Below are 13571 nucleotides of genomic sequence, written 5' to 3'. Positions count from 1 at the left end.
TGCCGCCCGGATGCATCTGAACGAAGGGAAGAGGATTGTTTGGTATGGTCGTGGGTCGAAAGATCCAGAACGGTTGCCAGTCGTAGCCGTAGAGCCCTTGCACGCGCAAACGTTCGACAAGGGCGAATCGTCAGACAAGCGAGGTCCATCATGACTGCCCCCATCGCCATCGTTGGCGCAGGAATAGCCGGACTTGCCGCAGCCCAGACGCTGATTCGCGCCGGGCAGCAGGTCCAGATCTTCGACAAGAGCCGCGGCAGCGGCGGCCGCATGGCCAGCAAGAGAAGCGAAGCCGGTGCCCTGGACCTGGGCGCCCAGTATTTCACCGCCCGCGATCGCCGCTTCATCGACGCCCTCAACGAATGGCGGCGGGCCGGTTGCGCGGCCGAATGGAATCCGGTGCTCTACCAGTATCGCGACGGGCGCCTGAGTCCGTCCCAGGACGAGCAGCCACGCTGGGTCGGGGTACCGCGCATGAGCGCCATCACCCGCCATCTGCTGGGCGACCTGCCGGTCACCTTCGACTGCCGTATCACCGAGGTCTTTCGCGGGGCCCAGCACTGGCACCTGCTGGACGCCAGCGGCGAGACCCACGGCCCTTTCGCCCAGGTCGTCATCGCCATGCCGGCGCCTCAGGCCACGGCGCTGCTCTCCAGCGTACCCAAGCTGGCGGCCACCGTGGCCGGCGTCAGCATGGAACCGACCTGGTCGGTGGCCCTGGCCTTCGCCACGCCCCTGCAAACCCCGGTGGAAGGCTGCTTCGTGCAGGGCAGCGAACTGGACTGGCTGGCGCGCAATCGCTGCAAGCCCGAACGCGACACCACCCTGGACACCTGGGTACTGCACGCCACCAGCGCCTGGAGCAAGGCGCATCTCGACGCCTCCAAGGAAGAGGTGATCGAACGCCTGCATGGCGCCTTCGCCGAGTTGATCGGTTGCCCGCTGCCGGCGCCGAGCTTTACCCTGGCCCATCGCTGGCTCTATGCGCGACCCGCGCAACCCCACCAATGGGGCGCCTTGGCCGATCCCGACATGGGCGTTTTCGTCTGTGGCGACTGGTGCTCCAGCGGACGCGTGGAAGGTGCCTGGTTGAGTGGTCATGAGGCCGCGCAGCAGCTCCTGGATAGTCTGGACTAAGCGACGAAGCGCATACCGTCTGTAACCTGAGGCGAATCTTTTGCCGAAGCCCCCTGTCGAAAGTTTCACCAAACTTGTACAAAATAGAAATCCTTGTACAAGAAAACACACGACAGGGGATCTCCATGCTTGCCAACGCCTCTTCCAGCTTGCCCCGTCCACGCCTCGGCATCAGTGCCTGCCTGCTGGGTGACGAAGTCCGCTACAACGGTGGACACAAGGAATCCCGGCTCTGCAGCCAGACCTTCGCCGAGCATTTCGATTTCGTCCGGGTCTGCCCGGAGATGGCCATCGGCCTCGGTACGCCGCGCGAACCCATCCGCCTGGTGGGCGATTCCCAGGCGCCACGCGCCGTCGGCACCTTGAATCCCAGCCTGGACGTGACCGCCGCCCTGACCGCCTACGGGGAAAAGATGGCGGGCGAGCTCGCCGACCTGTCCGGCTTCATCTTCATGCAGAAGTCGCCCTCTTGCGGCATGGAAAGGGTCAAGGTCTATCACGCCAATGGCCAAGGCAGTGAAACCGACGGCCGCGGTCTGTTCGCCGCCGCTATCATGCGTCTACGCCCGGACCTGCCGGTCGAAGAGGCCGGTCGGCTGAACGATGCGGTGCTGCGGGAAAACTTCGTTACGCGGGTCTTTGCCCATGCCCATTGGCAGCAACTGCTGCAACAGGGTCTGACGGCGCGGGCGCTGCTGTCCTATCATTCGCGCTACAAGTACCAGCTCATGGCCCATGATGCCCATCGTGCACGGGCCCTTGGGCAGTTGGTCGGCAGCATCGGTCAGCGCAATCTGGACGAGCTGGGTCAGGAGTATTTCAGCGGCTTGATGATTGCACTGAAAAAGTGCGCTACCCGTGGTACTCACTGCAATGTGCTCTATCATCTCTTCGGTTATCTGCGCCGGGTCCTGAGCGACAGCGAGAAGCAGGAAATGCAGCAGCTGATCGAGCAGTACCACGAGGGCATCGTCCCCTTGGTCGTGCCCCTGACGCTGCTCAAGCACCACTTCCGCCAGCATCCGGATCGTTATGTGAACGAGCAGGCCTATCTCCAACCGCACCCCGAACGTCTGAGTCTGCGAAATGCCATCTAGCGTCATTCCCTTGCCCTCACCGTCGAATGGCGAGGAGCAGGATTATCAGTCCGCCTTGCACGAAGGCTGGCTGCCCATCCGGGAAATCGCCCGGCGTACTGGCGTCAACGCCGTGACCCTGAGGGCCTGGGAGCGGCGTTACGGCCTGCTGGTCCCCAAACGCACCCCAAAGGGACACCGGCTGTACAGCGAGGCCCATGTGGTTCGGGTGCAGCAGATCCTCGCCTGGATCGCCCGCGGTGTGGCGGTCAGCCAGGTCAAGGGCCTGCTCGACGACCAACGACCGGCAGCGGTGCCCAGCGATACGCCCTGGCAGGGCATCCACCAGGAGATGATGGACGCCATTGGCCGGCTCGCCTCGCGTGTTCTGGATGAGGCCTACAACCGCGCCGCCTCCCTTTATCCACCGCGGGTGCTGCTGGATCAGTTGCTGTGGCCGCTGATGCGGGAACTGGAGCGACTCAGCCAGGCCACCGACGACGGTCGCCTGCAACAGGTGTTTTTCCAGTCCTGGCTGCGCAGCAAGCTGGGCGCGCGGATCTACCACAGTCAGCACAGCCTGCGCGGTGCACCGCTGGTACTGCTCAATCTCGACCCTACACCCATGAACGTGTCGCTGTGGCTCTGCGCCTGGTTGATCAGTGCCGCGGACTGCCCCGTCGAAGTGGTGGAGTGGTCGGTTCCCGCAGGGAATCTGGATCGCCTGGTCGAGCAGTTGGAACCTCGGGCGCTGGTTCTCTGCCGCGACAGCCGGCCCGACATCGAGCTGCGTCGCCAGCTGCAGACCTTTGCCAATCGCCATGCCCGTCCCTGCCTGACCCTGGGCGCCCTGGGTGAATCCCTTACCGCCGACGCCGCCCCCGCGCGTAGTCCGGGCGAGGCCTTTGATCGCCTGCAAAGTGCCGGACTCCTGCGTCAGGATCGGCATGCATGAGTCAGCTCGTCTGGTTTCGTACCGACCTGCGCACCCTCGATCACCCCGCTCTCCACGCCGCCGCTGAACAGGGGCCGGTGACGGCCGTGTTCCTGCTGAGTCCTGCCCAGTGGCAGGCGCACGACGAGGCCGCGGTCAAGGTCGACTTCTGGCTGCGCAATCTCGCCGCCCTGGGCAAGACGCTCAAGTCCCTCGGCATTCCCTTGCTGATCCGCAACGCCGAGCGCTGGGCGCAGGCACCCCAGGTGTTGCTCGACCTGGCCAGGGAGTTGGGCATCGAACACCTGCACTTCAACGACGAATACGGCGTCAACGAAGCCGCCCGCGATGACGCCGTGGCAGAGGCCTTCGATGCGGCAGGGCTGGCCGCCCATCGCTATCTGGACCAGACGCTGTTCGCGCCGGGAACGGTACTGACCAAGAGCGGGGGTTATTTCAAGGTCTTCGGCCAATTCAAGAAGACCTGCCTGGCGCGCCTGGAAACCGGTCTGCCAGCGCCCCTGCCTGCTCCCGGCAAGCAGCGGAAGGGCCCGCTCCAGGCCGACGAGTCGCCCAGCTCGGTCGAGGGCTTCGCTACCCCCTCGCCCGAGGTGCAACGGCTGTGGCCGGCCGGCGAAGAGGCGGCGCTGCAGCGCCTGGAAGCCTTCATCCAGGAGGATCTGGGCGACTATCACCAGGCGCGGGACATCCCCTCAGAACCCGGTACCAGCCAGTTGTCGGCCTATCTCAATGCGGGAGTGCTGACGCCACGGCAGTGCCTGCAGGCAGCGGTTCGGGCCAACGACGGCCTGCTCAGCGGCGGTATGCAGGGCGCCGCCACCTGGATCACCGAGTTGCTCTGGCGCGAATTCTATCGCCACGTGCTGGTGGGCTATCCCTGGGTTTCGCGGCACCAGCCGTTCAACCGAGAACTGACCGCCCTGCCCTGGCGCGACGACCCCGAGGGCCTGGCGGCCTGGCAACAGGGGCGCACCGGCATCCCCCTCATCGACGCCGCCATGCGCCAGCTCTTGCAGACTGGCTGGATGCACAACCGCATGCGCATGCTGACCGCCATGTTCCTCTGCAAGAACCTGCTGATCGACTGGCGCGAAGGCGAGCGCTGGTTCATGCAGCATCTCATCGATGGCGACCTGGCTTCCAACAACGGTGGCTGGCAGTGGAGCGCCTCCACCGGTACCGACTCGGTGCCCTATTTTCGGGTGTTCAATCCCCACACCCAGGCGCTCAAGATCGATGCCCGCGGCGACTATGTGCGCACCTGGGTACCGGAACTGGCCGAGCTCAAGGGCAAGGCCGTGCACACCCCGGGGGGCCGTTACCTCACTCCCCTGGTGGACCTTGGCGAAAGTCGCCAGCGGGCGCTGGCCACCTACCGCGGCATGGCGCGCAAGACGGATACGAAAAAGCCGGACTAGGTCCGGCTTTTTTCATATCAGCCCTGGATCAGAGGGTGTGGCTGTAGAACAGCGCATAGGACTCGATGCCATCGTTGGGCTGCTTGATGCCGGCGTTGGAATAGTGGGTCGCGCGAATGCCGACGCGCTGGGTGTCGCCAATCTTCAGGCCCAGGCCGATGCGGTCTTCGAAGTTGAACGCCGAACCCAGGTCCTGCTCGCCGACCTTGGTGCTGGAGAAGACCGCGACGCCGATACCGGCTTCGACGAAGGGCTTCACATGACCCTGGCCGAATTCGTAGACGAACACCGGGGCGAAGGACAACGAATGCTGATCGGAAGAGCGCCCGTTGTCGCCTTCCCAATAGGTGTAGCCCGCATCCCAGTAACCGGTCAGGCGGCCGGTGGAGCTCTGCCACCAGCTCTTGTCCCAATTCCAACCGGCACCGATGCGATAGGTCATACCGCTCTGGCTGGTGGCTCCGACTGCCCCGGTGATTTCCACAGCCTGTGCCGACGCCATGCCACCCAGCGAAAGCGCGGCGGCCACTGCAAGGGAAAGCAATTTGTTGTTCATGAAAGTGCCCTTATGGATGTTTCTAGTTTTTACGAACTGCCAGCATTGACCATCAAGACGTGAAGGTGTTCACAGCCTTGGACATTTTTACCTACAGGGTCGGATGCTAGTCGCTGGACGACCGTTTGGCGAGCGAAACCCGGGCAGAAAAGTCAGACGAACGCCTTTACCTCGGCCCTTGCCGGCCAGAGCTGCGGCAACACCGCGCCTAGCTCGGTGGGTGGGCCAGACGTCCAGATGTGCGTCGGGCCGGCCGGCCCGCTGGCCAGGCGTCCAGCCAGCGCCAGCAGACTTTGCAAGCGCCGCGCCACGGCGGCGCCGGTATCCACCAGGATGACTTCCGGCGGCACCAGCTCAACCAGCAGGGGCCGCAGGAAGGGATAATGGGTGCAGCCCAGGATCAGGGTGTCGCACTCCGCCGCCAACAGCGGTTCGAGAAAGCCCTGCAGCAAACGCCGGGTCTCGGGGCCTTGCAGGTCGCCGCGCTCGACCTGCTCCACCAGCCCCGGGCAGGGCTGGGTCAGCACCTGGACGCCCAGGGCGAAGCGGTCCAGCAGGGCGGCGAACTTGGCGCTCTGCAGGGTACCAGTGGTGGCCAGCACCCCGACCCGGCCATTGCGGGTAGCCGCGGCCGCCGGCTTAACCGCCGGCTCCATGCCGACGATGGGCCACTGGGGATAGCGTTCGCGCAGATCAGCGACCGCCGCCACGGTGGCGGTGTTGCAGGCCACCACCAGCGCCTTGGCGCCCTGGGCGTACAGCCGCGCCGCGATCAGCTGGCAGCGCTCGCGGATGAAGGCAGGGGTTTTTTCGCCATAGGGGATATGGCCGCAGTCGGCGACGTAATGCAGGGTTTCCGCCGGCAACAGCTGCCGTATCTCGGCCAGCACCGACAAGCCGCCGACGCCTGAGTCGAAGACCCCGATCGGCGCCTCGTCAGCCATGGCGGGCGCCGCACACCGGGCAACCCGGATCGCGCTTGACCCGCAATTCACGGAAGCGGCTGCCTGCCGCATCCACCAGCAGCAGCCGACCCACCAGCGGCTCGCCGAAACCGGCCAGGAGCTTGAGCGCTTCCAGCGCCTGCAGACTGCCCACCAGGCCCACCACCGGACCCAGCACCCCGGCTTCGCTGCAACTGAGTTCGGCCTCGCTGCCCTCGCCATAGAGGCAGTGGTAGCAGGGACTGTCGGCGCGGCGCGGGTCGAAGACGCTGAGCTGGCCCTCCAGGCGAATGGCAGCGCCACTCACCAGCGGCCGCCCCTGGGCCACGCAGGCGGCATTCACCGCCGCCCGGGTGGTGAAGTTGTCCGAGCAGTCCAGCACCAGATCCACCGCGGCGACGCGCGCCGCCAGGCTGTCGGCGTCCAGCGCCTCGCGCCACGGCACCAGGCGTACCTCGGGATTGAGCGTCGCCAGCCGTTGCAGGGCGGAATCCACCTTGCCCTGGCCGATGCGACTCTCGTCGTGCAGCACCTGGCGCTGCAGATTGCTCAGGTCGACCTGGTCGAAATCGGCCAGGTGCAATTCGCCGACGCCGGCCGCGGCCAGATAGAGCGCCACCGGCGAACCCAGCCCACCGAGGCCGACGATGAGCACCTTGGCGTCCTTCAGCCGCAGCTGGCCGACGATATCCACCTGGGCCAGCAGGATCTGCCGGCTGTAGCGCAGCAGTTCGCCGTCGCTCAGCATGGCCTGCGGCCTCCACTGATGCGTTCGTGACCACCCAGGTCCTGGCGACTCTCGACCTCGGCGAAACCCTGGCGGACCAGCAGTTCGCGCACCGCGGCGGCCTGGTCGAAGCCGTGTTCCAGCCACAGCCAGCCCCCCGGCTGCAGGTGCGCGGGCGCCGCCCCGATCAGCTCGCGGATGTCGTCCAGGCCATCGGCACCGGCCACCAGGGCGCTACGGGGCTCGAAACGCACATCGCCTTCGTCGAGATGGCGATCGCTGCCGGCGATATAGGGGGGATTGCTGACGATCAGCTCGAAGCGCTGCCCGGCGAGGGCGGCGAACCAGTGACTGGGCTGAAAGGTGACGTTACTCAGGCGCAGGCGCTGGGCATTGCGCTGGGCCAGCGCCACCGCCGCCGGGATGCGATCCACGCCGCTGACCTGCCAGCGTGGCCGTTCATGGGCCAGGGCCAGGGCGATGGCGCCGGTACCCGTGCCCAGATCCAGTACCCGCACCTCGTCGGCCAGCGGCAGCGCCAGGGCGGTTTCCACCAGCACCTCGGTGTCGGGCCGCGGGATCAGGGTGTCGGCGCTCACTTCCAGGTCCAGCGACCAGAAGCCTTGCTGCCCAAGAATGTAGGCCACCGGCTCGCCCTGCCGGCGACGTTCGAGATCGGCCTGGAAACGTGCCAGGGCCTCGCGTGGCACCAGTTTTTCCGGCCAGGTGCGCAGGTAGCTGCGCGGCTTGTCCAGAGCGGCGGCCAGCAGCAGTTCCACGTCGAGACGAGCGCTGGGCGAATCCGGCAACTGGCTTTCGCGCAACAGGGCGCCGATGGTGGCCATGCTTCAGTCTCCCAGCGCTGCCAGCTGGTCAGCCTGGTATTCCTGCAGCAGCGGGTCGATGATCTGCTGGACGTCACCGTTGACCACCTCGCCTAGGGAATAGAGGGTCAGGTTGATGCGGTGATCGGTCACCCGGCCCTGGGGAAAGTTGTAAGTGCGGATGCGCTCGGAGCGATCACCCGAACCCACCAGCAGCCGGCGAGTGTCGGACATCTCCTTGTGCGCCGCCGCGTCCTGCTGGTCGTTGAGCTTGGCCGACAGCCAGGCCATGGCCTTGGCGCGGTTCTTGTGCTGGGAGCGCTCTTCCTGGCACTCCACCACGATGCCGGTGGGCAGGTGGGTGATGCGCACCGCGGAGTCGGTCTTGTTGACGTGCTGACCGCCCGCGCCCGAGGAGCGATAGGTGTCGACGCGCAGATCGGCCGGATTGATCTCGATGGCCTGCTGCTCGTCAGGCTCGGGCAGCACCGCCACGGTACAGGCCGAGGTGTGGATGCGGCCCTGGGACTCGGTCTCCGGGACCCGCTGCACCCGGTGCGCACCGGATTCGAACTTGAGCTTGGCGTAGACGCTGTCGCCTTCGACCCGGGCGATGACCTCCTTGAAGCCGCCGTGCTCGCCTTCGTTCTCCGAGAGCACCTCGAGTCGCCAGCCCTGGCGTTCGGCATAGCGCGAATACATGCGGAACAGGTCGCCGGCGAAGATCGCCGCCTCGTCGCCACCGGTACCGGCGCGGATTTCCAGGAAGACGTTGCGGCCGTCGTTGGGATCGCGTGGCAGCATCATGCGCTGCAGCTCGTCTTCCAGCTCCTGCAAACGCGCCTTGGCGCTGGCGACCTCTTCCTCGGCCATCTCGCGCAGGTCGGGATCGCTGTCCTTGAGCAGCGCCTGGGCTCCCTCCAGATCGGCCTGCACCTTGCGGTACTCGGTGAACGCCTGGCTGACCGGCTCGAGCTCGGCGTATTCCTTGGAATAGGCGCGGAACTGGGTCTGGTCGCTGATGACTTCGGCGTCGCCCAACAGCGCGGTCAGCTCCTCGAAGCGGTCCTGCAGACCGTCGAGCTTGTGCAACAGAGAGGTCTTCATGTCTTGTCCAAACCCTCGTCGAGGGCGAAGAGTTCCTGAGCCAGGGTCAGCGCATCGATGCGCCCCTCGGCGGATAGTTTCTTGAGCTGTACGCTCGGTGCGTGCATCAGCTTGTTGGTGAGGCTGCGCGCCAGGGCCGCCAGGGCTTCCTGGGGATCGGCGCCGTTGGCCAGCTGGCGCTGGGCGCGGGCCAGTTCGTCGTCGCGGATCTGCTCGCCCTGCTGGCGATAGGCGCGGACCACATCCACCGCAGCGCGCTCGCGCAGCCGCTGCATGAAGTCCTCGACCCCAGCCAGCACCAGCTTTTCGGCGGCCTGGGCGGCGCCCTGGCGACTCTTGAGATTTTCCGCCACCACCTCGTGCAGGTCGTCCACCGTATAGAGGTAGACGTCTTCCAGCTCGCTCACCTCCGGCTCGATGTCGCGCGGCACGGCGATATCGACCATGAAGATGGGCTTGTGGCGACGCTGCTTGAGCGCCCGCTCCACCGCGCCCTTGCCGAGGATCGGCAACTGGCTGGCAGTGGAGCTGATGACGATGTCACTGTTGACCAGTTCGTCGGGAATGTCGGCCAGCAGCACGGTATGGGCGCCGAATTCTTCCGCCAGGTGGCTGGCGCGTTCCAGGGTGCGGTTGGCGACAACGATGCGCCGCACGCCCTGCTCATGGAGATGGCGGGCGACCAGGGTGATGGTCTCGCCGGCGCCGATCAGCAGCGCCTGGCTGCGGCTGAGGTCGCTGAAGATCTGCTTGGCCAGGCTGACCGCGGCAAAGGCCACGGATACCGGGTTCTCGCCGATCGCCGTGTCGGTGCGCACCGCCTTGGCGGTATTGAAGGTGGCCTGAAACAGGCGGCCCAGCAGCGGACCGACGGTGCCGGCCTCACGGGCCACGGCATAGGCCGATTTGAGCTGACCGAGGATCTGCGGCTCGCCCAGCACCATGGAATCCAGCCCCGCAGCCACCCGCATCATGTGGCGGACCGCGGCCTCGTCCTGGTGCAGATAGATGCTGGCGCGCAGGTCTTCCAGGGGTACCCGGTGGTACTGGGCGAGCCAGGCCAGCACGGCTTCCGCCAGGCTGGGCTCCAGCTCCAGGTAGAGTTCGCTGCGATTGCAGGTGGACAGAATCGCCGCTTCGCGACTGTGGGTGGCCTGCTCCAGCTGGCGCAAGGCCTCGACCGTCTGCTCCGGAGTGAAAGCCACGCGTTCGCGCACCTCAACCGAGGCGGTCTTGTGATTGATGCCGAGCGCGAGAAAGGCCATGGACGCAAGCAGTCGAACGGATTGGGAAAGCCGAACATTGTCCTACGCGCGGGCGGTGGCGACAACCAGCAGCGACGAGACGTCGGACAATCGCCGTCATAGCCTGAGCGAATGAATCTTGCCGGGCAAAAGGCGTCAACAGCCTCGACCACCGCACTTTCGGCCGGCCGCTGCGCATGCGCAACGCGGCCACGGCGACTCTTGTGGCATGATGGACCGACTGTAAAAAGGCCGCCCCGACCCTATGACCAGATACCTTGCGCTGCTGACGACCGCCCTGCTGCTCGCCGGCTGCCAGAACCTCGGCCGCCAGCCGACGCCCGCTGCCGCCATCCCGCCGCCCACCGCCAAGACCAGCACGCCGCAACCGGCCGGCTCCTTTCGCGAAGACACCCTCTATGACCTGCTGGTCGGCGAGTTGGCCGGCCAGCGCAACCGATTCGACATCGCCCTGACCAACTATGTCGAACAGGCCAAGTCGACCCAGGATCCGGGCATCGCCGAGCGCGCCTTCCGCATCGCCGAATACCTGGGCGCCGATACCCCGGCGCTGGAAACCGCGCAGATCTGGGCGCGCAACGCCCCCGACAACCTGGATGCCCAGCGCGCCGCCGCCATCATGCTGGCCCGCGCCGGCCGCTATGACGAGTCCATGGCCTATATGGAGCGGGTGCTCCAGGGCCAGGGCGACACCCACTTCGACTTCCTCGCCCTGTCCGCGGCGGAAACCGACGAGACCACCCGCGCCGGGCTGCTCAAGAGCTTCGATCGGCTGCTGGCCAAGTATCCGCACAACGGTCAGTTGCTGTTCGGCAAGGCTCTGCTGCTGCAACAGGACGGCCGCGCCGACGAGGCGCTGAAATTGCTGGAGCGCAATCCGGCGGCCAAGCGCGAAGTCGCGCCCCTGCTCCTGCGTGCGCGCCTGCTGCAGAGCCAGGACCGCAGCGCCGAGGCCTTGCCGCTGCTCGAAGCCGGCGTCCGTCAGCATCCGGAAGACCGCCGCCTGCGCCTGGCCCATGCCCGGTTGCTGGTGGAGCTGGATCGCCTGGACCAGGCCAAGCGCGAGTTCGCCGAACTGGTCACTCAGTTCCCGGACGACGATGACCTGAGATTCTCCCTGGCGCTGGTCTGCCTGGAAGCCCAGGCCTGGCGCGAAGCCCAGATCTATCTCAAGGAACTGATCGACCGCGGCAGCCACGTGGACGCCGCGCACCTCAACCTGGGCCGCAGCTACGAAGAACTCGACCAGCCCGAACAGGCGCTGGCCGAATACGCCCAGGTCGGCCCGGGCACCGACTACCTGGCCGCCCAACAGCGTCAGGCGGAAATCCTGCTCGGCAGCGGCCGCATCGCCGAGGCCCGTCAACGCCTGGCCGAGGCGCGCAAGCGCCAGAGCGAATACGCCGTGCCGCTCTATCTGCTGGAAGTCGAAGGCCTGGCCAGTGCCGACCAGACCGCCCTCGCCGACCAGACCGTGCAGCAGGCCCTGCAGCAGTATCCCAACGACCTCAACCTGCTCTATGTCCGCTCCATGCTGGCGGAAAAGCGCGGCGACCTCGGGCAGCTGGAAAGAGATCTGCGCTACATCATCGCCCACGACCCCGACAACGCCATGGCGCTCAATGCCCTCGGCTACACCCTGGCCGATCGCACGCCGCGGCTGGACGAGGCGCGCCAGCTGATCGACAAGGCCCACCAGTTGAGCCCGGACGATCCGGCCATCCTCGACAGCATGGGCTGGATCCGCTATCGCCAGGGCCAGCTGGCCGACGCCGAGCGCTATCTGCGCCAGGCCTACGAGCGCTTCCCCGATGCCGAAGTGGCGGCCCACCTGGGCGAGGTGCTCTGGGCCCAGGGCAAGCGCAGCGAAGCGCGCAAGGTCTGGCGCGTGGGCCTCGACGCCGACGCCGATGACGCCATCCTGCGCAGTACCCTCAAACGCCTGACTGGAAGCGAAACCCTCCGATGATCCGCGTCCGTACCTTAGTCACCCTGTTGCTGCTCGCACTGCTGGCCGGTTGCGCCAGCACCTCTCGCCAGGAGGCCGTGGAAGGCCAGGGCAACGCTGCCCAATGGCAGGCTCATAAAAAACGTATCGCTGCCCTCGACGGCTGGCAGATCGACGGCAAGGTCGGCATCCGCGCCCCGCGCGATTCCGGCAGCGGCACCCTGTTCTGGCTGCAGCGCCAGGACTACTACGATATCCGTCTGGCCGGCCCCCTGGGCCGTGGCGCCACCCGTCTCACCGGGCGTCCGGGCGCCGTCACCCTCGACGTCTCCGGCCAGGGCAGCTATCAGGCCGATTCCCCGGAAGCCCTGCTGGAACAGCAACTCGGCTGGCGCCTGCCGGTCTCGCACCTGCTCTGGTGGGTGCGCGGCCTGCCGGCGCCGGACAGTCGCAGCCAGCTGACCCTGGACGCCGACAGCCACCTGGCACGTCTGGTACAGGACGGCTGGACCGTCGAGTACACCCGCTACACCGAGCAGAGCGGCTACACCCTGCCCGAGCGCCTCAAGCTCACCGGCAAGGACCTGGAAGTCATCCTGGTGGTGAAGACCTGGCAGCCGCGCGAGCTGGGCAAATGACCCCGGCGCCCGCCTTCACCCTGCCGGCGCCGGCCAAGCTCAATCTGTTCCTGCACATCCTTGGTCGCCGCCCGGACGGCTATCACGAACTGCAGACACTGTTTCAGTTTCTCGACTGGGGCGACGACCTGGGCTTCGCCGGGCGCGACGACGGCGAACTACACCTGCACGACGGCCTGCCGGGCGTCGCCCCCGAACAGAATCTCATCCTGCGCGCGGCTCGCCTGCTGCAGGAAGCAAGCGGTACCCGCCAGGGCGCCGACCTCTGGCTGACCAAGCGCCTGCCCATGGGTGGCGGCATCGGTGGCGGCAGTTCGGATGCCGCCACCACCCTGCTCGGCCTCAACCATCTCTGGGGCCTGGGCGCCAGCCTCGACGACCTGGCGGCGCTGGGGCTGCGCCTGGGCGCCGACGTGCCGGTATTCGTCCGCGGCCAGGCCGCCTTCGCCGAGGGCGTGGGGGAAAAGCTCACCCCCGTCGCGCCGCCAGAACCCTGGTATCTCGTGGCAGTGCCGCAAGTCTCTGTAAGTACAGCAGAAATTTTTTCAGATCCGCTGTTGACACGGGACACTCCCGCCATTAAAGTTTGCGCCGTTCTCAAGTGGTCAGGTCGAAACGACTGCCAGAGTACGGTTGAAAGGCGTTACCCAGAAATTCGTAACGCTTTGATCTTGCTAAACAAATTTGTTTCAGCTAGATTAACCGGCACTGGAGGTTGCATATTTGGAAGCTTTCCAAATAAGACCGAAGCTGATACAGTAGCTAGCCAGCTACCAGCATCACTTCCAGGCTTCGTAGCCAAAGGCAGCAACACTTCCATGTTGCACCGGGCGCTGGCAAGCCTGACCAGAGAATGAGTACAGCTAGTACTCTGCAAGATACAGGGGCGTCGCCAAGCGGTAAGGCAGCAGGTTTTGATCCTGCCATGCGTTGGTTCGAATCCAGCCGCCCCTGCCATTTTCCTTCCAAGACCCAC

General features: G+C 66.1%; 13 protein-coding genes and 1 tRNA gene. 8 read left to right on the top strand and 6 right to left on the bottom strand.

The annotated features are described in order from the left end of the window. The first annotated feature begins 39 nt into the window (after positions 1-39). The 4 genes from LRS53_RS18240 (at position 40) to LRS53_RS18225 (ending at position 4586) form a co-directional block, all read left to right on the top strand. Positions 40-1137, top strand: coding sequence for an NAD(P)/FAD-dependent oxidoreductase (locus tag LRS53_RS18240; protein WP_269216784.1), 1098 nt, complete (start codon positions 40-42; stop codon positions 1135-1137). A 125-nt stretch (positions 1138-1262) separates the two neighbouring features. Further along, positions 1263-2234, top strand: coding sequence for a YbgA family protein (locus LRS53_RS18235; RefSeq protein WP_231356870.1), 972 nt, complete (start codon positions 1263-1265; stop codon positions 2232-2234). After that, positions 2224-3168 carry a MerR family transcriptional regulator gene (locus tag LRS53_RS18230; RefSeq protein ID WP_231356869.1) on the top strand — a complete coding sequence of 315 codons (945 nt, stop codon included), beginning with the start codon at positions 2224-2226 and terminating at the stop codon, positions 3166-3168. Before LRS53_RS18235 ends, LRS53_RS18230 begins: the two co-directional genes overlap by 11 nt. Then, positions 3165-4586, top strand: a complete 1422-nt coding sequence (locus LRS53_RS18225; protein WP_231356868.1) for a cryptochrome/photolyase family protein — start codon at positions 3165-3167, stop codon at positions 4584-4586. The genes LRS53_RS18230 and LRS53_RS18225 overlap by 4 nt, the downstream gene beginning before the upstream one ends. Positions 4587-4614: 28 nt before the next feature. Here the strand turns inward: LRS53_RS18225 and LRS53_RS18220 are convergent, their stop codons facing one another. From LRS53_RS18220 to hemA, 6 genes are all read right to left on the bottom strand, one after another. Next, a complete protein-coding gene (locus tag LRS53_RS18220) occupies positions 4615-5142 on the bottom strand; it encodes an acyloxyacyl hydrolase (protein WP_017641080.1) in 528 nt (175 codons plus the stop codon). 152 nt (positions 5143-5294) lie between these two features. Then, positions 5295-6086, bottom strand: coding sequence for a glutamate racemase (gene murI, locus LRS53_RS18215; protein WP_231356867.1), 792 nt, complete (start codon positions 6084-6086; stop codon positions 5295-5297). Then, entirely contained in the window at positions 6079-6834 is a 756-nt protein-coding gene (locus LRS53_RS18210) for a molybdopterin-synthase adenylyltransferase MoeB (protein ID WP_231356866.1), read from the bottom strand. Before LRS53_RS18210 ends, murI begins: the two co-directional genes overlap by 8 nt. Next, on the bottom strand, positions 6828-7658 hold the full coding sequence (prmC, locus tag LRS53_RS18205; RefSeq protein ID WP_231356865.1) for a peptide chain release factor N(5)-glutamine methyltransferase: 831 nt from the start codon (positions 7656-7658) through the stop codon (positions 6828-6830). Before prmC ends, LRS53_RS18210 begins: the two co-directional genes overlap by 7 nt. A 3-nt stretch (positions 7659-7661) precedes the next feature. After that, positions 7662-8744, bottom strand: coding sequence for a peptide chain release factor 1 (gene prfA, locus LRS53_RS18200; protein WP_231356864.1), 1083 nt, complete (start codon positions 8742-8744; stop codon positions 7662-7664). Then, positions 8741-10009: a glutamyl-tRNA reductase gene (gene hemA / locus LRS53_RS18195; protein ID WP_017641085.1), complete on the bottom strand. Its 1269-nt coding sequence runs from the start codon at positions 10007-10009 to the stop codon at positions 8741-8743. Before hemA ends, prfA begins: the two co-directional genes overlap by 4 nt. 244 nt (positions 10010-10253) lie before the next feature. On the opposite strand from hemA, the gene LRS53_RS18190 reads away from it, so the two are divergent. From LRS53_RS18190 to LRS53_RS18175, 4 genes are all read left to right on the top strand, one after another. Beyond that, positions 10254-11978, top strand: a complete 1725-nt coding sequence (locus tag LRS53_RS18190; RefSeq protein WP_231356863.1) for a tetratricopeptide repeat protein — start codon at positions 10254-10256, stop codon at positions 11976-11978. Then, positions 11975-12595, top strand: a complete 621-nt coding sequence (gene lolB, locus LRS53_RS18185) for a lipoprotein insertase outer membrane protein LolB (protein ID WP_231356862.1) — start codon at positions 11975-11977, stop codon at positions 12593-12595. Before LRS53_RS18190 ends, lolB begins: the two co-directional genes overlap by 4 nt. Continuing rightward, positions 12592-13452, top strand: coding sequence for a 4-(cytidine 5'-diphospho)-2-C-methyl-D-erythritol kinase (gene ispE / locus LRS53_RS18180; protein ID WP_081594587.1), 861 nt, complete (start codon positions 12592-12594; stop codon positions 13450-13452). Before lolB ends, ispE begins: the two co-directional genes overlap by 4 nt. A gap of 25 nt (positions 13453-13477) precedes the next feature. Next, positions 13478-13552 (top strand) — tRNA-Gln (locus LRS53_RS18175). Positions 13553-13571: the final 19 nt, after the last annotated feature.

Origin of the sequence: Pseudomonas sp. PLB05 (assembly GCF_021106615.1) — a bacterium.
GTDB lineage: Bacteria > Pseudomonadota > Gammaproteobacteria > Pseudomonadales > Pseudomonadaceae > Chryseomonas > Chryseomonas benzopyrenica.
Note: the sequence above shows the minus strand (reverse complement) of the source record. Positions and strands in the feature narration are given on the sequence as shown.

What these genes read in the sequence shown, in the direction of transcription:
- LRS53_RS18235 (WP_231356870.1), top strand. Translation starts at nt 1,263, where the DNA reads ATGCTTGCCAACGCCTCTTCCAGCTTGCCCCGTCCACGCCTCGGCATC.
- LRS53_RS18230 (WP_231356869.1), top strand. Translation starts at nt 2,224, where the DNA reads ATGCCATCTAGCGTCATTCCCTTGCCCTCACCGTCGAATGGCGAGGAG.
- LRS53_RS18225 (WP_231356868.1), top strand. Translation starts at nt 3,165, where the DNA reads ATGAGTCAGCTCGTCTGGTTTCGTACCGACCTGCGCACCCTCGATCAC.
- LRS53_RS18220 (WP_017641080.1), bottom strand. Translation starts at nt 5,142, where the DNA reads ATGAACAACAAATTGCTTTCCCTTGCAGTGGCCGCCGCGCTTTCGCTG.
- murI (WP_231356867.1), bottom strand. Translation starts at nt 6,086, where the DNA reads ATGGCTGACGAGGCGCCGATCGGGGTCTTCGACTCAGGCGTCGGCGGC.
- LRS53_RS18210 (WP_231356866.1), bottom strand. Translation starts at nt 6,834, where the DNA reads ATGCTGAGCGACGGCGAACTGCTGCGCTACAGCCGGCAGATCCTGCTG.
- prmC (WP_231356865.1), bottom strand. Translation starts at nt 7,658, where the DNA reads ATGGCCACCATCGGCGCCCTGTTGCGCGAAAGCCAGTTGCCGGATTCG.
- prfA (WP_231356864.1), bottom strand. Translation starts at nt 8,744, where the DNA reads ATGAAGACCTCTCTGTTGCACAAGCTCGACGGTCTGCAGGACCGCTTC.
- hemA (WP_017641085.1), bottom strand. Translation starts at nt 10,009, where the DNA reads ATGGCCTTTCTCGCGCTCGGCATCAATCACAAGACCGCCTCGGTTGAG.
- LRS53_RS18190 (WP_231356863.1), top strand. Translation starts at nt 10,254, where the DNA reads ATGACCAGATACCTTGCGCTGCTGACGACCGCCCTGCTGCTCGCCGGC.
- lolB (WP_231356862.1), top strand. Translation starts at nt 11,975, where the DNA reads ATGATCCGCGTCCGTACCTTAGTCACCCTGTTGCTGCTCGCACTGCTG.
- ispE (WP_081594587.1), top strand. Translation starts at nt 12,592, where the DNA reads ATGACCCCGGCGCCCGCCTTCACCCTGCCGGCGCCGGCCAAGCTCAAT.